The organism is Anaerolineales bacterium (assembly GCA_025808555.1).
In the GTDB taxonomy this organism is placed as follows: Bacteria; Chloroflexota; Anaerolineae; order Anaerolineales; family UBA11579; genus JAMCZK01.
On sequence record CP075526.1, the window covers coordinates 2,152,197 to 2,175,079 of the forward strand.

Sequence of the window (22,883 nt, forward strand, 5' to 3'; positions counted from 1 at the left end):
TACCTATGAGCATTGCACCCGTCAATAACCTTCCTTGTTCACTTGTTTCGCTGAATGCCAATGAGCCCATGGCTGGCACTGCGCCCAAGGCCCAGGTCTGGTTCATGCTGGAATATACGCCACGCTGGGGCAACAAGGCGTGGGAGGAGAGCAGCATTGACCCTGGTATTCGTCAAGAAGTGGATGAGCAGCTCAAACAGATCCCGGGTGCGCGCCTGCTACTGATCAAGCAAAAGGACCACGCTGAGCGCTTGCGATTCTTTGCCGCGGGGCTTGGCGAGCAACCTGTTCTGTACAAGTTTGAGTTTGCCAGTTACGAAGAGCTGGCTGAGTTGGATCTGAGCTCGATCGTTGCCGGGGCTGAGCAATACCAAGCCAATCGTACCAACGAGCAGATTTTGCTGGTATGTACCAACGGCCAGCGAGATGCTTGCTGCGTGCTGCACGGGATCGCCGTGTACAACACATTGCATGCTCAGTTTGGCAATGCTGTGTGGGAGAGCAGTCACCACGGCGGCCACCGCTTTGCCGCCAATCTGCTGGCGTTCCCCAGCGGCCGTTCCTACGGCCGCTTGCGAGCTGACAATGCGCTGGGTGTGGCGCAGGCCATTGCCGAAGGCAATGTGCCTGTGAGGTATTGTCGCGGCTATACCGCCTGGGCAGAGCCTGCCCAGGCCGCAGAACTCATCTTGCGCGAGCAACTCAGCATGCAGCGAGAGGGCGGCTTGAGACTGCTGGCCAGCCGGCCAGAGGGCGCAAACCGCTGGAGAGTGCAATTCGCAACTGACAGCGATGAGCGCGAATTGCTGGTGGAGCGGGCCGAAGGTGCGCCTGTGCATGCTTCATGTGGCGATGAGAAGACAACTCCATCCGTCGAGTACCGCTTGGTGCTGTGAAAGCAAGTGTGGTTAAATTCTGGCTATGAAATCAATCCTTCAAAAACTCAACCTTCAAGACGTCAATTCCGGGGCCTCGTTTGGAGAAGGCCAATGGATCGACGATAAAGCGGGCACCGAACTCATTTCATATAACCCATCCACTGGGGAGCCGATCGCTAAGGTGATTCAAGCTACGCCCGCGGCCTATGACCAGGTGGTCAAGGCATCCCAACAGGCGTTCGAAGGCTGGCGCAATGTGCCAGCCCCCAAGCGTGGGCAGCTGGTGCGCGATCTGGGCGAAGCCGTGCGCGAGCTCAAGGAGCCTTTGGGCGAACTCGTTTCGCTGGAAATGGGCAAGATCCGCGCCGAGGGGCTGGGCGAAGTGCAGGAGATGATCGATATCTGTGAGTTCGCGCTGGGGTTAAGCCGCCAGTTGTACGGCCTGACCATGCACAGCGAGCGGCCCAACCATCGCATGTACGAACAGTGGCATCCGCTCGGCCCGGTGGGCGTCATCAGCGCATTTAACTTCCCCATCGCAGTATGGTCGTGGAACTCCACGCTGGCAAGCGTTTGCGGCGACACAGTCATCTGGAAACCCTCGGAACTGGTGCCGCTGAGCGCGATCGCCACCCAGCATATTTGCAACCGCGTTATGGCTGACCATGGGCTGAACGGCATCTTTAGCCTGGTGATCGGCACCGGCCAGGAAGTGGGCGAGTTGATGATCAACGACCCGCGCATTCCGCTGGTCTCATTCACGGGTTCGACAAAAGTGGGCCGCCACGTCAACCAGACGGTGGCCGGCCGCTTTGGCAAGACCCTGCTGGAGCTGGGCGGCAACAATGCCATCATCGTGGCCGAGGACGCCAACTTGGATCTGGCCGTGCGCGCGATCCTGTTTGGCGCAGTGGGCACTGCAGGCCAGCGCTGCACCAGCACGCGCCGCATCATCGCGCACGAGAGCATTGTGGATGAACTGACCCAACGTCTGGTGAAGGCCTATGGCCAGGTCAGCATTGGTGATCCGTTGGACGAAGGCACCTTGATGGGGCCGCTGGTGACGCCGGCCGCGGTGGAGAAGATGGAGGCCGCGCTACAGCGCGCCAACGAGGCTGGCGGCACAGTGCTGACCGGCGGCAAGCGCATGGAGCGCCCAGGTAACTATGTTGAACCTACGATCGTGCGCATGCCCAAACAGACGGACGTGGTGAAAGAAGAAACCTTTGCGCCCGTGCTCTATGTCCTTGACTATGAGAACGTGGACGAAGCCCTGCAGATCCATAATGACGTGCCGCAGGGTTTGAGTAGCGCTATTTTCACCGACAGCATGCAGACGGTCGAGCGTTTTCTCTCCTCTGGCGGCAGCGACTGCGGCATTGCCAATGTCAATATCGGCACCTCCGGCGCCGAGATCGGCGGCGCGTTTGGCGGCGAGAAGGAAACCGGCGGCGGCCGCGAAAGCGGCTCCGATTCATGGCGGGCCTATATGCGCCGCCAGACGAATACGATCAACTGGGGCAAAGAGTTACCGTTGGCTCAGGGGATCAAGTTTGCAGACTAGCGGATACGCTAAGTGAAGAACAAAAAGAGACGGCCGACCGGCCGTCTCTTTTTGTTCCTTTATCTGCTTTCTATGCGTGCCATCAGCAGCATGTTCAGGGCCTCGCGTGCGGCGGGCAGCGTGCGCATCGCGTCCCAGTTCTCGACAAACTCTTTGGCTGAACGCTTGCTCAATACGGCGAGGAATGGATCGCCGACCACAAGCTCGCCTTTGATGCGGGCGGCGCGCCAGTGCGGCTCAAGCTCGGCCGCGAGAATTGGGTAGGCGGCTTGCAAGCGCTCCTGCGCTTCGAAGAAGATCTGCTGCTGTTCGACCGTGAGCGATTTCTGCTGATAGATCTCAATGATCAATTCAGTGACTGTGTCCCAGTCTGTGGCGAAGGCGGTAAGGTGCGGGTCGTCAAGCTTCTGGAGCAGGCCGTGAGTAACTGGGTTCATCGCAGGGTTGTGGAGACTTACGCGGGATTATAATGCCGCCCGTATGACGGACTACATTCTCGCCGGTGACCTCGGCGCTACCAAGACGAACATTGCCCTTTTTGAAAGCAGCAATCTGCAGGCCGGGCCTCAGTTCACCGAGTCTTATCTGAATGCGGAGCATGATGGCCTGCACGCCATTGTGCGCAAGTATCTTGGCGATAAATCAATAAACATTCGTACAGCGTGTTTTGGCGTGGCCGGCCCTGTGATCGATAACCATGTACGCATGATCAATCTGGATTGGGAAGTAGACGGCGCTGAACTGTGCGCTGAGTTTGGTTGGCAGTCTGCCTGGTTGATCAACGACCTCAAGGCATTGGCCAATGCAGTGCCTTTTCTGCAGCCCGCTGAGATGCACACCTTCCAGGCTGGCGTGCCGGAGCAGGGCGGCAGCATTGCTGTGATCGCTCCGGGCACCGGCTTGGGTATTGGCTATCTCACCTGGGCCGGCGGGCGCTACACTGCCTATGCCACCGAAGGCGGCCACGCCAGTTTTGCTCCGGAGACGGACTTGCAGCATGAGTTGCTGCAGTGGCTGCGGCCTCAGTTTGGGCAAGTGGCTATTGAGCATGTGTGTGCGGGGGTAGGCTTTCCAAATCTATATGGCTTCCTCAAAGCTAGCGGGCATGCCAGCGAACCCGAATGGCTGGCCAGGGAACTAGCGGCGGAGGGTGATGACAACAATGCGATCATCGTCAAGCACGCCCTGGAGCAGACTCCAGGCAGCGAGATCTGCCAGATGACGCTGAAGCTGTTTGTGGAGATCCTGGGAGCCACCAGCGGCAACTTGGCCCTGGGGATGGGCGCAACCGGCGGCGTGTATGTGGGTGGAGGCATCCCGCCGCGCATTCTGCCGGCGCTGCAGCGTTATGACTTTATGAAGTTCTTTCTGGGCAAGGTGGGTTATGAGGAGTATCTTTCTCGTTTCCCCGTCCACATGATCCTGCAGCCCACGGCTGCTTTGCTGGGTGCGGCGGCTTATGCACGGCAGCAGGCAGGCTCGCCTTCCTAAGCTTACACTAATCTACGGCAAACATTTCATTAATACGCCACCCGCACAATGATGTGCGTAGTGGAATCGCCCCTATACGCCAAATAGCCTAAAAAACTGAATACTCAGTGAGAAGGGCTGTGTAGGCCCTTTTTTCGGCTATGGGTTGTGTCACTTTGTTGGCGTCTGTGCCGTTAGCACAAATGTAAGGTTTCGTGAACTGGAAGACTCTGAAGAATACGGAGGCATAGTATCGAATGAGCAATACGATCGAAGCATTTGAAAACGAGGCAATCTCGCTGAATGAAGATGAGGCTCTGGAGCGTTTGATCCGGCTTGGACGCAAGCAGGGCTTTGTAAGCATTGACAATGTGCTGCAACTCGTGCCGGGCGAGCAGCGCCAGTCTGAGCACTTGGAGGAGATCTTTGAGGCTTTGCTGAACGAAGGCATCCCCCTCGTGGAGGATGAGGATACCGACAGCATTGAGCTCTCCGAGGCTGATGAAGACGTCGAAGACGAAGAGCCGACCAACGAGCGCAGCAAGATCTACGCGCCGGATGACCCGCTGGCCGAGGCCGAGACCGGGGACCTTGTGCGCCTGTACTTCAACGAAGCGGCCAGTGTGCCCCTGTTGACAGCCGCCGAGGAAGTGGATCTGGCCAAAAAGATGGAGCGCGGCAACAAGGCCCGCACTCAACTGGCCCAGAAAGGCCTGAGCGCGGCCAAGCGGGCTGAGTTGCAAGAGGCGGTGCAGGTGGGCTGGGATGCCCGCCAGCACATCATCGTGGCAAATAGCCGCCTGGTGATCAGCATCGCCAAGAAGAACATGAACCGTGGCCTGCCGCTCATCGACCTCATCCAAGAAGGAAACATTGGTCTGATGCGCGCGGCCAAGAAGTTTGACTACCGCCGTGGTTTCAAGTTCAGTACCTATGCTACTTGGTGGATCCGCCAGGCGATCACGCGGGCGATCTCCAACAAGTCGCGCACCATCCGCATTCCTGCGCACATGGGCGACAAGATCGCCAAGATGATGCGCATGAAAAACACGCTGAAACAGGAGCTGAAGCGTGAGGCCACGCTGGCTGAGCTGGCCGAGGCGCTGGAAGTAAGCGCTGAGGAGATCGAGCTGATCACCACCGCCGGCTACCAGCCGCACTCGCTGGAGACCCCGATAGGCAGCGACGAGGACTCAGTGCTGGGCGAGCTCATCGAAGATGAGACTGCCCCCTCGCCAGAGGAAAGCACCGCCCAGTCCCTTCTGGAGCAGGACCTGGCTCGCACCATTGACGAAACCCTGCCGCTGCGTGAGGCGCGCATTCTGCGCTTGCGCTTCGGCTTGGATGACGGCAAGGTGCATAGCCTGAGCGATGTGGGCCGCAAGCTGGGTGTCACGCGTGAACGTGTGCGCCAGATCGAGGCCCAGGCTCTGCGCAAGCTGCGTGACCCGCGTGTACGCTCCCGTCTAAAGGATTACGTCAACTAAACGTTGACGTTGTAGTAAAAAGCCGCCGCACGTATGTGCGGCGGCTTTTTTGGTGGCTTGCTGTCTAGCTACGTTTTTTATAGCGTACAAGCGTGGAGGTGGGCTTGCTGGAGCCGCCCCGGTTCACGCCGATCGACTCGAACGGGGTTACCAGTTCGAGGTCGTACTTTCGGAACAGCAGCGCCAGGATGATGGACATTTCGGTGCGGGCGAAGTTCATGCCCGTGCATTTGTGGAGGCCGCCGCCGAAGGTGATGAGCTCAAAGCCGCGGCCCTCGCCGCGCTCGGTAAAGCGGGCGGGGTCGTAGGCGTAAGGCTCCGTGAAGTACTCGGGGATGAAGTGGGCCGCCGCGGTGGAGGTCATCACAAACCAGCCGGCGGGGATGCGATAGCCGTTCAAAGTGATGTCTTCCTGCACTTCGCGGATCAGCGTCTCGGCAGACGGGCGCAGGCGCCCGGTTTCCTGAACGGCGGCGTTGATCTGGGCAATCTCGCGCATATGAACGTGGTTCACTTCGGCTGAGGTGCCGAGGACGCGTTGCACTTCCTCCTGCACGCGGGCGCAGTGCTGTGAATCGTTGATGAGGTGGATGATGGGCCAGGCGGCCTGGCCTGCAGTGGTCTCATGCCCGGCGAACATGAGGGCGGCGAAGAAGTTGGCCACGATCTCATCCGGCAGCGGCTCGCCGGAGTTATCAGGCTGTTCCAGCAGATACTGGAAGCCGTCGGCTACAGGCTGCTTGCGACGCTCTTCGATGAGTGGCTGCAGGATGGCGCTGATCTTCTCCTTGGCGGCATCGCGGCGCTTGAACTTGGGCAGGGGCAAGTTGTAGAGCAGTGGGTCGAGCGATTCGCTCAATGCATCGTACTGCTCCCAGAAACCCTCGGCTTCCAGGCGGCGGTGAACATCTTCGCCCAGGAAGCAGCGGCCAGCCACTTCTTTGACGATGTGCGTCATTTCTTCAGTCAGTTCGATTTCACCACTGTCGCCCAAGCGCCCCAGCCATTCATTCACCACTTGGCTCATAACGGGCAGGTAGCTGGCCATCTGCTCACGAGTAAAGAGACTGTGCAGGATCGGGCGGTGCAACTTGTAAGTTTCGTGCGAGCCGAGGAAGGCAATGCGCCCGAACATGGCGGCCAGGAACTGGTATGGCTTCTCCATGCTCAATTCTTTGTCAGTGCTCTTGAAGAAGAAAGATTGTTCTTGAGGCCCGACAAGGATGGCCATGGGTTGGCCGAGCAGCTTGATGCCAAAAACATTGCCATGCTTGTTGTAGCCGCGGCGGAAGAACGCTTCCTGGTCGCGATAAAACTCGATGGCATGGCCAATGTAAGGCAATCCGCCACTGAGCATGGGCGGGGTGGGCAGTTTGGAAGGAGTGCTGACTGTTTCGGTATTGATCATGAAGGCAGTATACGCCTTTGTGAACATTGTCACTTAAACATTGGGTTAACGGCTATTCCCACAAGATAGCCAGACGTGCCAGCACATCACTCCAGCCCTGGCGCAGGTCAGCGCCGTCACCGGCTTGCGGGGCAAGGCAGTGGGTGAGACTAAGCGTCACGCCGTTGTCGGCGGGTTGGATATGTATCTCAACTTCTTCCTCAACAGTGCTGATGCCGTCATTCATCCAGTTCCAGGTGAAGCGCAGATTGCTATTGGGATCGAGGGCGGTGAAGCGCCCGCGCGCACCGATGCCAGCGGCAACCGAGCGGATGTCATATTCGCCGCCTACGCAGGCATCAATGCGATAGGAGGTGTCGCTGATGTGCGGCCACCACCAGCGCGCCAAGCCCTCGACCGTCGTGAGGGCCGCGTAGACCTGTTGTGGGCTGGCGTTGGGGATGTACTGTGTGATGGCGATGGTGTTACCGCTCATTTCAGTTCCAGCATGACCGGGCAATGGTCTGACCCGGTTACTTTGTCAAAGATGGTGATGTCATTGACCTTCTTGAGCAAAGGCTTGGAGACCAGAAAGTAGTCCAAGCGCCAGCCGATGTTGTTCTGGCGAGCGCTGGGAAAGCGCGCCGTCCACCAGCTGAATTGCTGCTTATTGGGATACAACTCACGGAACGTGTCCACCAGCCCCGCATCAAAGAACAGGCCCAGGGCGGCACGCTCTTCCGGCATGAAGCCTGAGGTTCTCTGGTTCTCCTTTGGGCGGGCGAGATCGATCTCGTTGTGAGCGGTATTGAAGTCACCCGTAAGGATCAGATTCTCGCCCGCCTTGTGCAACTTCTTGATGTGCTTGAGCAGCGCATCGTAAAACTCCAGCTTGAATTTGACGCGTTCCATGCCGGTGGTGCCGCTGGGGAAGTAAACGTTCAGCAGGGTGAAGTCGTCAAAGCGGGTTTGAATAACGCGGCCCTCGATGTCAAACTTGGGCACGCCAAAACCAATGATGTCTTCCTTGCTCTTTTTGGCCACCATAGTGGCCACACCGCTGTAACCAGGGCGCTCAGCCGGGTTCCAGGCTACGGTGTAGCCTTTGAAGGTTTCCATCTGGGCATCGGTAAGCTGCTCAGGTTTGCTCTTGATCTCTTGAAGGCAGATCACATCCGGCTTCTGCTTCAGGATCCACTTCCAGCCATCTTTCTTGAGATGGGCGCGCAGCCCGTTTACGTTCCAGCTAATCAGTTTCATGCAGCCTCCTGCGTGGTGCTGATTCTACCTGAGGTGCTTGCGGCGGAGCAGCGGGCGAGTGCGCATGCTAAAATGCCACATCATGGCGAACATTATCCAGGCTGTACGCGGCACACAAGACTACTACCCGGAAGACATGGCGGTACGCTCCTGGCTGTACGCCAAGATGCGTCAGGTCTCTGAATCTTTCGGGTATCAGGAGTATGACGGCCCGTTCCTTGAGCGTTTTGAGCTGTACGCGGCAAAGTCTGGCGCTGAGCTGGTTGAGAAGCAGTCTTACGTTTTCGAGGACCGCGGCGGCGAACGCATCACCCTGCGCCCGGAATTGACGCCAACCTTGGCGCGCATGGTAGCCACGCGTCAGCGCCAGCTTACCTACCCGCTGCGCTGGTGGTCTTTTGGCCCGTTCTGGCGATACGAGAAGCCTCAGAAAGGGCGCACGCGCGAGTTCTTCCAGTGGAACATCGACATGGTGGGCGAAGACTCGCCCGAAGCCGATGCCGAACTGGCCACGATCGCAGCTACGTTCCTGAAGGCGATCGGGCTCAACGCCAATGAGACGCAGATCCTGGTCAATAATCGTCAGCTCATGCAGGCCGAGCTTGAAGCCCTGGGGATTGCCGGGGACCTGCGCAGCGAAGTCTTTGGCCTGATCGACCGTAAGGACAAGCTGAGTGCCGAAGCCTGGCAGGAGCGCGGCAAAGAGCTGGGCTTGGATGCGGCCCAGATGTTGGGCTTAGAGAAGCTGCTGGGGAATCTGGAGCTTTGGCAAAAGTCCGAATCAATGCAGCGTTTCTTCAAGGCTGTAGAAGCGCAGGGTGCGGCTGACTATGTGCGCTACGCGCCTCATATTATTCGCGGGTTGGACTATTACACCGGCACAGTCTTCGAAGCCTGGGATACCGCCGGCGAGTTCCGCGCCATCTTCGGCGGCGGACGCTATAACGATCTGGTGAATGCCGTAGGCGGTGACCCGGTGCCGGCGGTTGGCTTTGCTGTGGGCAATGTGGTCATCAGCCTGCTGTTGCAGGCGCTAGGCCACGCGCCGGATGTCAGCGGGCGGGCGCCGATTTATGTCACCGTGTTCGACGCGGATGGACTGGCAGCCTCCCTGACATTGGCGAGTGAGCTGCGTGCCGCCGGACTCAAGGTGACGAGCCACCTGCAGGCTGACAAGTTGCAAAAGCAGTTCAAGCAGGCTGACCGCAGCGGGGCGCGGGTGGTGCTGGTGCTTGGCCCAGACGAGCTTGCACAGAAAACTGTAAGCGTAAAAGACTTGCTGACTGGTGACCAGCGCAGTATGGCTCGTGCTGACCTGGCGGCTGAGCTGGGCAAGTTGCTGGCCTAGCCCGCAAACCAACAGTCTCCATGATAAAATAGCGTCTTCTTGGTGGATGTAGCTCAATCGGCAGAGCACCGCATTGTGGATGCGGTGGTTGCGGGTTCAACTCCCGTCATCCACCCTGGCGAAAACAAATCGGCCCCTAGGCCGATTTGTGATTTAAGCTAGGAAAGGCTGCGTGGCGCTAACAGCAGCGCCTGGCCTTGCTTGCCTACGTTCTCCAACGCGCCCATTTTGCGCATGCAGTAGCTGAGCCGCGTGCTTTGCCATATCGGAATGCCCATGGCTTGCGCCATCTGCTTGTGTGTAAATGGGCTTTGCAGCTCGCGTGGCAGCAGGCGCAGGTAGTCCTTCAAGTTGCGGAAGCGATGGCTGCCAGTGACCTCAAGTAAGCGGCGGTCTGCAATGCTCCAGTGCTTGCGCCGCCAGCTGCCAGCGCCATCATCCTGCCAGATCTCCTCCTGCTGCGTAAATACCGCCATGCAAGAGAAGTTAGGGTGCGCCGCCAAGTGGGGGATATACAGCAGCTCATCAAACAAATTTTCAATGCGCCCATGCTTGGGCGATTTACGGCGGCTGAGTTGTTTGCCGCGCTTGTTCTTGCGCACGATCCATTTGTCCTGAGCAATTGGGTGCACTAGCACTACTTTGTGATTCTCCAGCAGGCGGCCGAGCTTGGTCTTGAGCGCGCTAAAGTTGGCGGTCTGGATCTCGATGAGGAGGCTGCCACGCACAATGTCGATCTGGTAGCCGTCCACGCGCTGCTCAAATGCGTCGCCCGGCTTCGCCAACCAGCGTTTCAGCCCCGCGTGCAAGCTTTGCTCGGTCAGGGTGCCAATGTGCGTGCCGGGCTGCATCATTGGCGCTCGCCCTTCTCTTTCCTCAGGCCGCTGGCGGCCACCAGGCTGCCAGCCCCAAAGCGGTCCTGCAGGCTCTTGAGGGCAGTGTCCAGGCGCTCTTGTTTTTCAAACTCTTTCGGGTTCCAGTCCCATAGTTTGGGCTGAAAGCTGGGCGGAGTGAGATTGCTGGCACGCACACCCAGCAGCCTGACTTTGCGGCCTCTCCAGTGGGCGGCCCAAAGCTTGCGGGCGGCTTCTTCGATAAGCTTGGCATCCGAGGTTGGGTCAGGCAGGGTGAGTTGGCGGGTGATCTTGCTGAAGTCTGGCCAGCGGATTTTGATGGCGACTGTATTGCAGTGCAGGTTGAGCTTGCGCAGCTGCTTGCTGATGGAAACACATTGATGACTGAGAACCTGCAACAGCTCGGCTTCGTCATTGATATCGCGCGCAAAGGTCTCTTCATGGCTGACAGACTTGGTCTCGTGGCTTACATGCACCGGGCTTTCGTCAATGCCCTGAGCGCGAAAGTGCAGCGCTGAACCGGTTTGGCCAAGCAGGCGCACCATGTCCTGAAGCGGGTAGCGGGCAATATCGCCAACCGTGCGCATACCCAGCGCAGCCAGGCGTTCGGCAGTCTTTGGCCCGATGCCCCATAGAGCATCAGTTGGCAGCGGGTCGAGGAAAGCGGCTTCCTGCCCGTGGGGCACCACCTGAATGGCAAATGGGTAGTTGCCAGTTTTTACGCTGGCCTTGCCCACGTTGGTGGCAATTTTGGCTACTAACTTATTGCTGGCAACGCCTAGCGAGGCAGGCAAGTGCAGGTGATCGCGGATCTGGGTTTGCAATTGTTTGGCGTACACCAAGCCTGGCTCAGGCAAGTGGCTGATGTCGATAAAAGCTTCATCGATCGAGATGGGTTGCACCAAGTCTGAATAGCTGCCCAAGAGATCCATCACCTTGTGTGACATGTCTGTGTAATCTCGAAAGTGATGGCGGACGATCTTGAGCTCAGGGCACAGGCGCAGGGCGCGGGCCATGGGCATGGCGGAGTGAATGCCGAACTTACGAGCGGCGTACGAGCATGTGGCCACTACCCCGCGGCCCTCGGGGCTGCCGCCTACCGCGAACGCAATGCCGCGCAGGCTGGGATCGCGCAGTTCTTCCACTGCGCAGAAGAAGGCATCCAGATCTAGGTGGATGATAGTGCGCGGAGGCGAGTGTATCTCGGCGTGCATAAGACCGGATTGCGTATAGCCACACTCTGGATGGGCTCTAGATCACAGCCTGCTCTTTAAACTGCTCGATGGCAGCCACATCCATGCCTAGCTCGTGCTGCAGGATGTCGGCAGTGTGCTCGCCCAACGCTGGCGGTGGATAGCGAAGTTGCATGGGACTAGTGGGCACTTTGAGCGGCGAGGCCAGCATGTTGATCGCCTCGCCATTGCTTAGCTGGCCGTGCAGCACCATCTCACGGGCCAACACTTGCGGATCGGTGAAGACCTGGTCAACTGTGTTGATGGAGCCGGCAGGCACACCTGCCTGTTCGCACATCGCCAGCCACTCGGCCACTGGCCGAGTGGCGAAGAGCTCCTCGAGCACAGGGATGAGCACCTCGCGGTTCTCGACCCGCTTGGGATTGGTAGCGAAGCGCTCGTCTTGCGCCAATTCAGGGCGGCCAGCGGCCGCGCAGAACTTGGTCCATTGCCCGTCGTTGCCGCTGGCGAAGGCGAAGTAGCCATCGCTGGCTTTGAAGGACTGGTAGGGCACGATATTGGGGTGGCCGTTGCCATAGCGGCGCGGGGGTTTGCCCGAAATCAGATAGTTGCTGGCCACATAGGACAATGTGCCCACTTGGGCGTCGAACAGCGAAATATCGATTCGCTGCCCCGTTTTCTGGCGCTCGCGTGCGAAAAGCGCGGCAGTGATCGCATTGCACGCATAAATCCCCGAAAGCAGGTCGGCAATGGCCAGACCGACGCGGACAGGTTCGCCATCAGCCGGGCCGGTAATGCTCATCAGGCCGCCGCGCGCCTGGGCGATGAAGTCATAGCCGGGCTTGTGGCTATCAGGCCCGCTGTAGCCGTAGCCACTGATCGTGCAATAGATAATGTCTTTGCGCAGCGCTTGCAGCTCCGGATAGCCCAGGCCTAGGCGTTCCAGCGTGCCGGGCTTGAAATTCTCTACCAGAACATCGCTGGCGGCGATCAGCTGGCGCAGGATCTCGAGGCCTTTGGGGCTCTTCAGGTTCAGGGTCAGGCTGCGTTTATTGCGGTTGGCGGAGATGAAATAGGCGGAGATGCCGCCTTCGGTAAACGGCGGGCCCCATTGGCGGGTGTCATCGCCTTTGCCGGGCGCCTCAACTTTGATGACATCGGCGCCCATATCGCCCAGCAGCATGGTGCAGTAGGGGCCAGCCAACACCCGCGTCAGGTCAAGCACACGAATTCCGTCCAGCATCCCAGTCATTTTAGCGGTCATAGGCTGATTATAGTTCATATATTCTATTATCTTTCGGCGTAGCTTTTGATGTTTCTGTGGGTTGTAAACTTGCAGTATGTTGAACATCTTTCAACCGAAGGAGGTGCGTGGGGGCGTCTTGCATACTGTTTCTTCCTACAGTAGGTCCCGCTTTTATTCACTATTTTTGAGGAGAGTATATGGCTGCTAATCAGCGCATGGGCTATTTGCCCAATGAGACCCCGCCCATGGGTCAGCTTATTCTTTTGGGCTTCCAGCACGTCATCACCATGTTCCCGGCCACCGTTTTGGTGGCTGCTTTGTGTGGCTTCCATGTCAACACCGTGCTGTTCGCTTCCGGTGTATCCACCATCGTGGCCCTGATCCTGTCCAAGATGGGCATCGGCAAGTTCATCCCGCTGTTCTATGGCTCGAGCTTCAGCTACATCGCCGCTTACGTAGCGGTGGTGACCGCCATGACCGGCGCTGCGCCGGCCTTTGGTGTGCCCGCTCCGGATGAGGTGATCAGCACCATGCAGGCCGGCATCATCGTCACCGGTTTGCTCAACATCGTGCTTGGTTTCATCATCCGCGCAGTTGGCAAGAGCGCGCTCGACAAGGTGCTGCCTCCAGTGGTGACTGGCTCCGTGGCCGCCATCATCGGTTTCGGTCTGGCCTTCGCCGCTCTGGGCATGGCTGCTGCCAACTGGGGCGTTTCCCTGGCTACGTTGTTGGTGACCATTCTGTTCTCGGTCTACTTGCAGAACCGTGGCTTCCTGGGCATGCTGCCTGTGCTTCTCGGAGCGGTGGCTGGTATCGCTCTCTCTGGCGTGCTAGCTCCGGGCTCGGTGAACTTTGCCGGCGTGGCCTCGGCCCCTCTGTTCCAGCTGCCGCACTTCACCTTCCCCGCCTTCGGCGGCGCGTTCGTGGCGACGGCGGTGTTCAGCATTGCCATCATGGCGATTGCAACCATCCCCGAATCCACTGCGCACCTGTACCAGATCAGCCTCTACGTTGACCGCTTCGCTGAGGAGCGCAAGGCCAAGAAGTATGAACTGGACAAGCACATTGGCTTCAACCTGATCCTGGATGGTGTGGGTGACGCGGTGAATGGCCTGTTGGGCGCCACCGCTGGCACCAACTACGGCGAGAACAACTCGCTGATGGCCATCACGCGCAACTACTCCGGCCCGGCTCTGATCGCCGCTGGCGCGCTGTCCATCCTGCTGGCCTTCGTTGGCAAGCTGGCCGCGCTGGTGAGCGCTGTGCCCCTGGCTGTGAGCGGTGGCTTGGCCATCTACCTGTTCGGTGTGATCGGCATGCAGGGTATCGCCCTGATGCAGGAGCACAAGGTGAGCATGTTCGACCCGCGCAACCTGGCCGTTGGCGCCATCATCATGGTGGTGGGCATCGGCGGCAACATTGGTTACGATGGTGGCTTCCTGCCCATCCCGTTCCTGCAGGGCATCTTCCCCAGCGGCCTGCCGGCGATCGCCACTGCGGCCGTGTTGGGTATTTTGCTCAACGCCATCTTCCTGATCTTTTCCCCTGGTGGGGAAAGCCGTGCTACGGCTAGCAAGAAGAAGGCCGTCAAGAAGGCTGCTCGCTCCAAGAGCCGCCGCTAGTAGTTTGGTTTCACTGAATCAAAAAAAGAGCAGCGCATTGCGCTGCTCTTTTATTTCAACTCACGCTGCAGAAAGCTGGCAAACCGAGTGGGCGGGCGCCTGAGCAGAGATGCCAGGGTAGTGGCGCTGGCGGCAAAACCGTGCTGATCGTACCAGGCGAACATGGCTGCTAAAGTATCGCGCGCATAGGCGGGCAAATGCTGGTTGGCAGCCAGCCACTCCGATAGTGGTTGCTGCACAGCAGCCACGCTTCTTTGGATGAGCCCCGCAACTTGCCTGGCCATCTGGACTGAGCTTAGGGCTTCCGGTCCGGCCAACGGATACATTGCACCGCTATGGCCGGGCTCAAGCAAAACGTGTGCGGCTACCGCAGCCACGTCGTGCAGGTCCACCGGAGTAAACAAGGCATGGGGCGAATAAGGCACGCTGTATTCCCCGTGCGCCCGCATATCTTCCAGATAGGGCAGGATGTTTTGCATGTAGCTGGCGGGCTGCAGGATAGTGAAATCCAGACCAGATTGAATCAGTGCTTCTTCCACGCGTAGTTTCTGCCAATGGTGGGGCATGGCTTCGATCTGGGGATAAAGCACCGAGTGATACACGAACCTACGTACGCCGGCAGCCCTAGCCGCGGCAATCCAAGCCGCTCCCAGACTAGCTTCGTCTGGATACACATTCGGAGCGATGAAATAAACGGCCTGAACGCCTTGCAGTGCAGCCGCAATGGTTGAACTTTCTGCCAGGTTGCCCAGCATTACTTCGCTGGCAGGAACCTCAGCAATCTTGCGCAGCAGGGCACGTGTGCTTGCGCCGCGGGCGTGCAGTGCAGCAAGCACGGCGCGGCCGGTCTTGCCGCCTGCGCCTGTCACCAGGATCACGGTTGCCATCCTTCCAGCACGCCAAGGAAACCGGCCAACGCGTCGGCGCCAGAGGTGTGCCCGGTGGGCAGAATTCTCATCACAGCTATCTCTATCGCCTTAGGGTTCTGCGCAGCAATCGCATCGATGAGCTGGTGCCAAGGCGCGGCGGCCTCGCCGCGGGCGCCGGCCGCCAGCCAGGCGGCAGAGAGGGCATGAGTGCGTTCGGTTGCGATGGCAGCGATCTCCTGGGCGGTTTGCTCGGCGGCGATCGGCGGCTGGGTGGCCCACAGGCCGTACATCGCGCCCAGCAGCAGATCGTCACCGGCTGGCGTGAGGCCCGGGCCGAGCCCGGCCAGCTTTTTGGCAGCCTCGCGCAACTTGGCGCCGTCTGGCTGCTTTAGAGCCGCGAATAGCAGCGGGATGTTCTGCTCGGCGGCCTGCAGAATGCGTACTGGCAGCGATGAGCTGGCCAGCGGGTTCAACACCAGGCGGGCCAGGCTGTCTTCAGGTGAATGCTTGGCCAACAACTCCGCGATCTGGCGAGCGGCTGGCGCAAGGAGCGCGGGCTGCGAACCCAGGGTTTGCCAGTTTGGCGTCGGTTGCCACAGCGGCGCCTCTTCGGCATCGATGAGCCAGTCCTGCAGCCACAAGCCATTTTCGAAAACCAGCAGGCTGGCGTCCGCCTGAACATCCGAAGGAAAATCTTCAAGAACAATGGAGAACGGTCCATCCCCCAGGTCTGCGCTGACCAGCGAGAGCACATGGGCATCCTCGTTGACCAAGTTGACGACGCTTTCGAAGGCGTAGAGTACACGGGCGTGTTGGGTACTCTCCAACCAGCGGCGGGCAGCGGGGGCAATGGAGATTGCACGCAGACGCCGATCAGGCGTTGCGCTCATTGCTGGATCAGCGCGCCGTGGCTGATTACGTGGACAGGCGCGTGGTGGTAGCGCAATGCTTCGCGCACGTTGGGAGCGTCAAGCACCACCAGGTTTGCCGGTGCGCCAACTTTGATCTCAAAGTCTTGCAAGCCAATTGCTTTGGCCGCTTCGGTGGTGACCAGGCTGTAGAGTGTCTCCATCTCGGTGCGTGATGTCATCCACAGCAGGTGTGAGGCCAGGAAGGCAACCTCCAGCATGTTGTTGTGGCCATAAGGATAATACGCATCGGAAATATCGTCTTGCCCAAGGCAGACGTAGGCATTCTCTTCCAGTAACTCTTTGACACGCGCATGCAGCGGACCGGTTTGCGGATCGCTCACCACGTACATGCGTGCCTGCTTGAGCAACGCGATTACTTTTTGCAAATACGGCACTGGATATAGTGCCATGGCACGCGCATGGTGGGCCAGCACGCGGCCTTGCCAACCTTGTTTGATCGCGGCCAGCGCCATCATCTCCAGCGTGCGCAGGCCAGCGTCGCCAGCATCATCCACAAGCATGGAGACAGGCTTATCGAACTCCTTGGCGATGACGAACATGGCATCTACATGATGTTGCGCGTCGGCATCGGTGAATTCGATCCATGGAATTCCGCCGACCACATCGGCGCCGTGCCTCATCGCCTCGCGGATCAATTCCTCGGTGCCGGGCTCGCGGCCCACGCCGTCTTGCGGGAAGGCGACGACTTGCACATCTACGATGCCCTTGAATTCTTCGCGGGCTTTGATGAGCGCTTTTACGCCGATTAGTTTGGCCTTGGTGTCTACATCTGCAAAGGCGCGGATATGCGTGTTGCCATTCTTCGCTGCAAGCTTGAGCGCTTTTCTTACGTTGGGCAGGATCCAGCTCTCGTCGTATTCGGCCTTGACCCGGCTAGCGAGTTCGATGGCGTTCATGGCCTTGCCCATGCCGGCGCCCTGGTAGCTTTGCAGGGCCAGCTCATCCATGCGGTCGAGGGTATAGACCTTGTCGAGATGCAAATGGGCGTTGACGAAGGATTCGGTCACCAGATTGCCGCCAGCATCTAGTTCTATATCGGCGCTGCCTTTGATGACCTTGTCGATAGCGGCGATGCGGCCATCTTGCACAAGCAGCGAGAAGGTTTCGCCGGCTGGCCGGTTGCGAAGCTGGGCGTTGGTGATAAGAATCTTAGGCAATGGCATCACAGGCTCCTGCTATTGGGAATCAATATATGAGTCTAGCAAATGTTGGTACTCACCAGTGTTCATTTTCCATATAACCGTAAAGCGTTGCAACGACCAAATATCGCCCTGCACCAGCAGAGAAAGTCTTTCCCAAAAAGCGGCAAGGTGTGGGTTCTCAATCTGATTCTTGTTTAGTAAGAGGGTCTGTCTGTATCCATTGGGGACGCGTCGCTCAAAGTGCCCAATACGCCAATTCTCCGTAAAGTTCGCGGGGAGTTTTGAGAGCAGCGGGTCAGCCAGGGCGTATTCATCGATCAGAACATAGTTTGGGCCAAGTCTATATCCCGCCAATCCGATGCTATCCAGCACTAGCACATCCCTCGCCAAGTCTGGAGTTGTGCGCCAATCCAACCAATGACTCCTGGCCAACTCCTGGCCAGAGAAATTGCGCAAGAGAGATGTTTGTGCAAAGAATACAGCACGCTCATCAGCTATTTGTTCGTCATAATAAGCTTCTACCGGGATAGTCTGCCCATAATTTAGATTGGCATACAGTGGCGAGCGCTCGTTGAACAATCCAACTAACGCGATCGCAACCATTGCGGCCAGGGTTACCCTTTGATAAGGGTAGGTGATTAGGATTCCCACAGACATGACCAGTGGGGCCACCAGAAAGCGGCCACTCATGAAGTCACCACCTATCCACATAATGTATAGCAGGTAGGTCAGGATGCCCACTGCAATGACGCCTCGCCGCGGCTCGCGTTGAAAAGCTGCTATGGCCAAAGCAAAAGCCATTGCGAGTAACGCAACTAAATCCCACTGCACCGCATTGGCAAAAAAGGCCAGCCCCTGCTCGATCAGCTCGATGCGCGGGATTCCGGTGTTTAGTTTTGCAAACGCGGTGTTTGGAACTAGGAAGCCGTAGTAAACAATTGAAAAGGCGTGCCAGACAAAAACAGGGAACAGGCCCAATACTGCGCCAGACCAGTCTTGCAGTTTATGGCGGTGTTTCCATAACAAATATACGAGTGAGGGCAGGAGGAGAAGAAGAGTATCTTGCCGAGTGATAACCGCACAGCTTGCGGTAAAGAATGGCCAGAAAAGTTTTTGTTCATTGCGGCTGTCCAAGTAGAGCTGCAATATAAAGCTGAGCAGTAGGACATTAACCAAGGCATTCTCCAAGCCGGAGAGCGAGTAGTCCACAAAACTCTTTGAGAGCAAGAGCAGAGAAGCTCCAATAAATGCAACGAGCGGATCCCTGTAATTGCCAATCCGAAAGATCAGGGCTAGGGAAAGGGCTGCTAAAGCGAGACTGGTTATGGCAGTTATGTAATACAGGGAGAGGAAATCTGCGGCTGGCGAAATTTGATTGGCAAGGAGGTATATAGCCGAGAGCAACAGCATCCATAGAGGATGAGTAAATGCTTGTACACGATACCCGACGTTGAAATTTGGGCCGTACCCATGGACCAGATTCTCGACCACTCGCATTGTGATGAACTGATCTTCAACTACCCAGGCATTGCGCAAAAACACAATGCTTGACGCAAGGCCGAATACTGCCAGCGCAAGTGCTGGGAATGTGAGCCAGTTCCTGTGGATCGCAAGGCTGAATAGTATAAAGAGGGCAAGTCCCGGGAGAGCCAGTCTTGCCGAGTTATCGATAACGGTTGCAGCAATTGAATGTGGGGTGGTTGGAAGTGTGATGGGCAAAAACCGCAGACTTCCATCCAGGCTGATTTGTGTGTAATGCAGCCCGTTGACCCAGATGTCTACAGCCTGTTGTTCGGTGCCCAATGAGCTCAGTAAAACTTCAAGATAGTCACCCGGCTGTGCCACAAAGTGACAAATCAGGAGAGACTGATCTTGGGTACTGTCTGCTGAGGCTAATTCAGTTCCCGTCCAGCCTTGAGCCTGATCACCGCGGCAAGCACCGTAAGGCAGCTTCTGAGCTGGGCCAAGAGCGGAATAGAGTTTTACTTCAACAAGTTCAATAGGCTCGGACTGTGTAGATATTCCTGGAGGTCTTGAGAATTGCAACTCGTAGTGTGGGTTGGCAATCCCAGGCGGTAGCACTGATTGCCATGTGGTGAGGGTGGATAGGAAGGCTGCCAGGAAGATAAAAGCAAAGGCCCACAATCCTAGAATCTTTGCTGGAGGAGTTGGCTTGAAGGCTTTGCTAGCTCTTTGAAAAAATGCTCCTAAAAGTGCTGTAAAAACTGGGAAGATGGTTAGCAGAATAGCGACTCTAGCGAGGGGTGTGCGCAGCCAGAAAAGCGAATAGTGGGCTGACAGACTGCATGCTATCAATGCCCCTAAAAGCGCCCCTATGAAGTAGTGCGCAGTAGGCTTAGTAGGGAATAACTCTTCAAGAAAGGAGAGACGCTGATTGCCTGACAGATGACTGACAGAGTGGCGTAGCACTAGCCAGCTGACGGCTACAAGCAGTATTGCACAAGCAACCGCGAAGATTGGCATGCTATTGGTTTGCTGTGTGCTCGCGCGCCAGCTCCCATAGCCGCAGCGGGCTTAGGGGAATCTCGCGGATCTCGAAACCGGGCATGTTCAGCGCGTCTTCCAGCGCTTGGGCTACCAGTGGGCCAACCGGGATGGCGCCGGCTTCGCCCGCGCCTTTGACACCCATGGGGTTGAGTGGGGAGGGAGTGGTTGTGTGGTCAGTCTCCATACGCGGCACATCTTGTGCGGCAGGGAGCAGGTAGTCCATGAACGAAGCATTGAGGATCTGGCCCATCTCGTCGAAGACCAACTGCTCGTAGAAGGCGTTGCCTAATCCTTGTGCAACGCCACCGTGGATCTGGCCGTCCAAGATGAGTGGGTTTATGACTTCGCCGCAGTCGTGAACCACGGCGTACTTTTGGATGTCGATCATCATTGTGTCAGGGTCCACTTCTACAATCATGGCGTGCACGCCGTAGGCAGTGGTGCCCATCTCGGGGCCGAAGTAGTCGGTGGCCTCCAGGCCGGGCTCGGTGCCGGGCTTCACCGCACCGCGCATCGGGTTCGCCTTCTGGGCCAGCAGGCCGAGAGGAATGGCGGTTTCCGGCGCACCAAGGATCTGCACCTTGCCGTCGACCAGCTCCAGTTTGTCAGCAGTGACTTCGCCTTCAAACTCCTCGATGGCTTTGGCGATGATCTTCTCGCGCACGCGCTTGGCGGCGGCGTGGATGGCATTGCCAGCCACCACCGCGCCGCGGCTGGCGAAGGTGCCGACGCCCCAATGGAACTGGTCAGTGTCACCAGTCACCAGGTCAATCTGATCTACGAGCACCCCCAACTGCTCGGCCACGATCTGGGCATAGCTGGTGTAGTGGCCCTGACCTTGCGTGCCGATACCGGTGGCCACGCTGACGCGGCCGTTGGCTTGTACCTGAATGCGGGCGCCCTCATAAGGGCCGATACCGGTGCCCTCCACATAGCAGACGATGCCCAAGCCGAGCTTCTTGCCAGCCTTCTCGGCCGCGGGCTTGAGCTCATTGTAGAACTTGTCGTACTCGATCATCTTGAGCGCCTTGTCCAGCACCGGCTCGTAGTTTCCGCTGTCGTAGGTCAGCTCGCTGAAATCCTGATAGATGATCTGGTGCTTGACGGGGAAATCCTCCGGCGGGATGAGGTTCTTGCGCCGGATAGCCACTTTGTCGATGCCCAGCTCTTTGGCAGCGGCATCCAGCAGGCGCTCCATCACGAAGACGCCATGCTGGCGGCCCGCCCCGCGGTAAGGGCTGACAATAGGCTTGTTGGTGAAGACCGCGGTGAACTCGCTGTAATAATCCGGCACCTTGTACATGTTGAGCAGGGTGCACTGCGTGTTGATGGGCACGGTCAGTCCATAGGGGTCGTAGGCGCCATTGTCGTGCCAGAAAACGTCTTTCACGCCGAGGATGGTGCCATCTTTGGCAAGCGCCATCTCTGACTCGTGGAATTGGCCGCGCTCTTGAGTGGTGGAGTAGAAGTTCTCCGCGCGGTCTTCGATCCATTTCACCGGCAGATTGAGCTGCATGCTGATCCATGGCAGCAGCATTTCCTCCGGATAGAACATGAGGATCTTGGGGCCAAAACCGCCGCCGATGAACGGCGCGATCAGGCGCACCTGGTGCTCGGAGAGGCCGAGCATGCCGGCGATGCCGTTGCGGATGATGACCGGCGCCTGGGTGGTATCCCACATGGTGAGCTTGCCGGCCTTGGCGTCCCAGGCGGCGACGATGCCGCGGTTCTCCATGGCCGCGGCGGTGCCGCGGTCATAGAAGAATTCGCGCTTGATGACCAGGTCAGCTTTGGCTTTGGCCTTCTCGTAGTTGCCTTTTTCCTGCACAACATGGGCGGCGATGTTGTTTTCCAGATCATCGTGGATGAGCGCTGAACCATCCTCCAGCGCCTTGCGCGGGTCAATGTGCACGGGCAGCGGCTCATAGTCCACCATCACGAGGCCGGCGGCATCCTCGGCAATGTAGCGAGACTCGGCCACGATGCACACAACGACTTCGCCTACGTGGCGCACCTTGTCCTTGGCCAGGATTGGATGCATGCGTTCGTTGAGGTAGGCGTCTTTGATAGGCGGCAGGCCTACGTTCAGCACGCCGGTGCGCCAGAAGCTACCCAGGTCGGTAGCGGTGTAGACGGCGATCACGCCGGGGTGCTGGCGCGCCGCTTCGGCGTCGATGGATTTGATACGGGCGTGCGCATAGGGGCTGCGCACGAAGGCAACGTGCGCCATGCCAGGCAAGTCCACATCGTCAACGAAGAGCGCCCGCCCGGTGAGCAGGCGGGGGTCTTCGTTGCGTTTTATCCGTTGGCCGAAGTAACGCGTCGTCATTGGCCTATTCTTGGGTGAAGGCTACGGCGCGGCAGAAGGCGGCTTCGCCACCCTGGAACTTCCACGGGAAGGCGCCGAGGATCAAGCGCTTGTTGTGCAAGGCGGGATTGCCGATCTCGCCGCCGAGGTTCTCGACATGGAAGCAGTCATGCGGGAAGAGTGCGTTGTGAGTGAGCTGGTAGGCCTCAGCAGGAAACATCTCGTCGACTTTCTCGGAGCTGCCTAGCTTCTTCTCAACCAGCTTACGTACCTTGGCCCAGTGCTCCAGCCCGCCCTTGCCGAGGAAGCGGCCGATGGGCAGGTTCATGGGGTGGTCAGTGGAGATCATGTCCACGCCCCAGAGGTGGATCTTTTTGTCGAGCAGCCATTCACAGATGCTGTGGTGCGGACCGGGATGGCGCTGGATGTAACGCTCCTCGTCACCCTCAGGGCTATAGAAGGAGTACTTGTGCCAGCCGGTGTGAATGAACAGGATGTCGCCGTTCTTAATCTCGGCTTTCTTCTCGATCATCTCGGGCGTGAACACATCCAGATCGTCCAGCTCTTTGCTGAGGTCAACGATGACACCTTCGCCGTACAACCAGTCCAAAGGCAGCTGGTCGATCGTTTTGCCGTTAGTGACGAAGTGCTTGGGCGCGTCCAGATGCGTGCCCATGTGATTGCTGGTCATGATGTACTGAGCGTTGACGCCATGCTCGCTCTTGCGCTTGATGTACTTGACCTCGAACGGGGGATAGAACGGCCAGAACGAGGCGTCTTGGTTCAAGGGTTGGGACAGATCGTGGATTTTCATC

At 58.2% G+C, this 22,883-nt stretch carries 19 protein-coding genes and 1 tRNA gene; 7 read left to right on the forward strand and 13 right to left on the reverse strand.

Annotated elements, in window-relative coordinates; translation table 11 throughout:
* Positions 1-5: 5 nt before the first annotated feature.
* Positions 6-896: a hypothetical protein gene (locus tag KIT08_10730; GenBank protein UYN89559.1), complete on the forward strand. Its 891-nt coding sequence runs from the start codon at positions 6-8 to the stop codon at positions 894-896.
* Between the two features lie 25 nt (positions 897-921).
* Complete coding sequence (locus tag KIT08_10735) at positions 922-2,442, forward strand: aldehyde dehydrogenase family protein (GenBank protein UYN89560.1); 1,521 nt, start codon at positions 922-924, stop codon at positions 2,440-2,442.
* 59 nt (positions 2,443-2,501) lie between these two features.
* Here KIT08_10735 and KIT08_10740 read toward each other — a convergent pair whose 3' ends face one another.
* A complete protein-coding gene (locus tag KIT08_10740; protein ID UYN89561.1) occupies positions 2,502-2,879 on the reverse strand; it encodes a hypothetical protein in 378 nt (125 codons plus the stop codon).
* A 43-nt stretch (positions 2,880-2,922) separates the two neighbouring features.
* Here KIT08_10740 and glk point away from each other — a divergent pair, with 43 nt between their 5' ends.
* Both glk and KIT08_10750 read left to right on the forward strand, forming a co-directional pair.
* Positions 2,923-3,933 (forward strand): glucokinase, encoded by a 1,011-nt coding sequence (gene glk, locus KIT08_10745; protein UYN89562.1) that lies wholly within the window; start codon positions 2,923-2,925, stop codon positions 3,931-3,933.
* Positions 3,934-4,169: 236 nt separating this feature from the next.
* Complete coding sequence (locus KIT08_10750) at positions 4,170-5,399, forward strand: sigma-70 family RNA polymerase sigma factor (protein ID UYN89563.1); 1,230 nt, start codon at positions 4,170-4,172, stop codon at positions 5,397-5,399.
* 64 nt (positions 5,400-5,463) lie between these two features.
* Here KIT08_10750 and KIT08_10755 read toward each other — a convergent pair whose 3' ends face one another.
* Genes KIT08_10755 through xth form a run of 3 tightly spaced genes read right to left on the reverse strand, consistent with a single transcriptional unit; the run spans position 5,464 to position 8,046 of the window.
* Positions 5,464-6,807 (reverse strand): cytochrome P450, encoded by a 1,344-nt coding sequence (locus KIT08_10755; protein ID UYN89564.1) that lies wholly within the window; start codon positions 6,805-6,807, stop codon positions 5,464-5,466.
* Positions 6,808-6,859: 52 nt separating this feature from the next.
* A complete protein-coding gene (locus KIT08_10760) occupies positions 6,860-7,282 on the reverse strand; it encodes an SRPBCC domain-containing protein (protein UYN89565.1) in 423 nt (140 codons plus the stop codon).
* The gene (gene xth, locus KIT08_10765) at positions 7,279-8,046 is read right to left on the reverse strand and encodes an exodeoxyribonuclease III (protein ID UYN89566.1); all 768 of its coding nucleotides are present in this window, start codon (positions 8,044-8,046) and stop codon (positions 7,279-7,281) included. The genes KIT08_10760 and xth overlap by 4 nt, the downstream gene beginning before the upstream one ends.
* An 82-nt stretch (positions 8,047-8,128) precedes the next feature.
* Here xth and hisS point away from each other — a divergent pair, with 82 nt between their 5' ends.
* Both hisS and KIT08_10775 read left to right on the forward strand, forming a co-directional pair.
* Entirely contained in the window at positions 8,129-9,394 is a 1,266-nt protein-coding gene (hisS, locus tag KIT08_10770) for a histidine--tRNA ligase (GenBank protein UYN89567.1), read from the forward strand.
* Positions 9,395-9,436: 42 nt separating this feature from the next.
* Positions 9,437-9,509 (forward strand) — tRNA-His (locus KIT08_10775).
* 43 nt (positions 9,510-9,552) lie between these two features.
* Here KIT08_10775 and KIT08_10780 read toward each other — a convergent pair.
* From KIT08_10780 to KIT08_10790, 3 genes are read right to left on the reverse strand one after another with little or no spacing between them, the layout of a single operon-like run.
* Complete coding sequence (locus tag KIT08_10780; GenBank protein UYN89568.1) at positions 9,553-10,248, reverse strand: hypothetical protein; 696 nt, start codon at positions 10,246-10,248, stop codon at positions 9,553-9,555.
* Positions 10,245-11,462, reverse strand: a complete 1,218-nt coding sequence (gene dinB, locus KIT08_10785) for a DNA polymerase IV (protein ID UYN89569.1) — start codon at positions 11,460-11,462, stop codon at positions 10,245-10,247. The genes KIT08_10780 and dinB overlap by 4 nt, the downstream gene beginning before the upstream one ends.
* A gap of 37 nt (positions 11,463-11,499) precedes the next feature.
* Complete coding sequence (locus KIT08_10790) at positions 11,500-12,705, reverse strand: CoA transferase (GenBank protein UYN89570.1); 1,206 nt, start codon at positions 12,703-12,705, stop codon at positions 11,500-11,502.
* A gap of 179 nt (positions 12,706-12,884) precedes the next feature.
* On the opposite strand from KIT08_10790, the gene KIT08_10795 reads away from it, so the two are divergent.
* The gene (locus KIT08_10795; protein ID UYN89571.1) at positions 12,885-14,309 is read left to right on the forward strand and encodes a xanthine permease; all 1,425 of its coding nucleotides are present in this window, start codon (positions 12,885-12,887) and stop codon (positions 14,307-14,309) included.
* A gap of 50 nt (positions 14,310-14,359) precedes the next feature.
* Here KIT08_10795 and KIT08_10800 read toward each other — a convergent pair whose 3' ends face one another.
* The 6 genes from KIT08_10800 to KIT08_10825 are packed head-to-tail and all read right to left on the reverse strand — an operon-like array spanning position 14,360 to position 22,882.
* Complete coding sequence (locus KIT08_10800) at positions 14,360-15,196, reverse strand: NmrA family NAD(P)-binding protein (GenBank protein UYN89572.1); 837 nt, start codon at positions 15,194-15,196, stop codon at positions 14,360-14,362.
* Positions 15,184-16,068, reverse strand: coding sequence for a DUF2877 domain-containing protein (locus tag KIT08_10805; GenBank protein ID UYN89573.1), 885 nt, complete (start codon positions 16,066-16,068; stop codon positions 15,184-15,186). Before KIT08_10805 ends, KIT08_10800 begins: the two co-directional genes overlap by 13 nt.
* Entirely contained in the window at positions 16,065-17,267 is a 1,203-nt protein-coding gene (locus KIT08_10810) for an amidohydrolase family protein (protein UYN90810.1), read from the reverse strand. Before KIT08_10810 ends, KIT08_10805 begins: the two co-directional genes overlap by 4 nt.
* Positions 17,268-17,285: 18 nt before the next feature.
* Entirely contained in the window at positions 17,286-19,736 is a 2,451-nt protein-coding gene (locus KIT08_10815) for a hypothetical protein (GenBank protein ID UYN89574.1), read from the reverse strand.
* 1 nt (position 19,737) lies between these two features.
* Complete coding sequence (locus KIT08_10820) at positions 19,738-22,089, reverse strand: xanthine dehydrogenase family protein molybdopterin-binding subunit (protein UYN89575.1); 2,352 nt, start codon at positions 22,087-22,089, stop codon at positions 19,738-19,740.
* Positions 22,090-22,093: 4 nt separating this feature from the next.
* Complete coding sequence (locus KIT08_10825) at positions 22,094-22,882, reverse strand: cyclase family protein (GenBank protein UYN89576.1); 789 nt, start codon at positions 22,880-22,882, stop codon at positions 22,094-22,096.
* Between the last annotated feature and the right edge of the window lies 1 nt (position 22,883).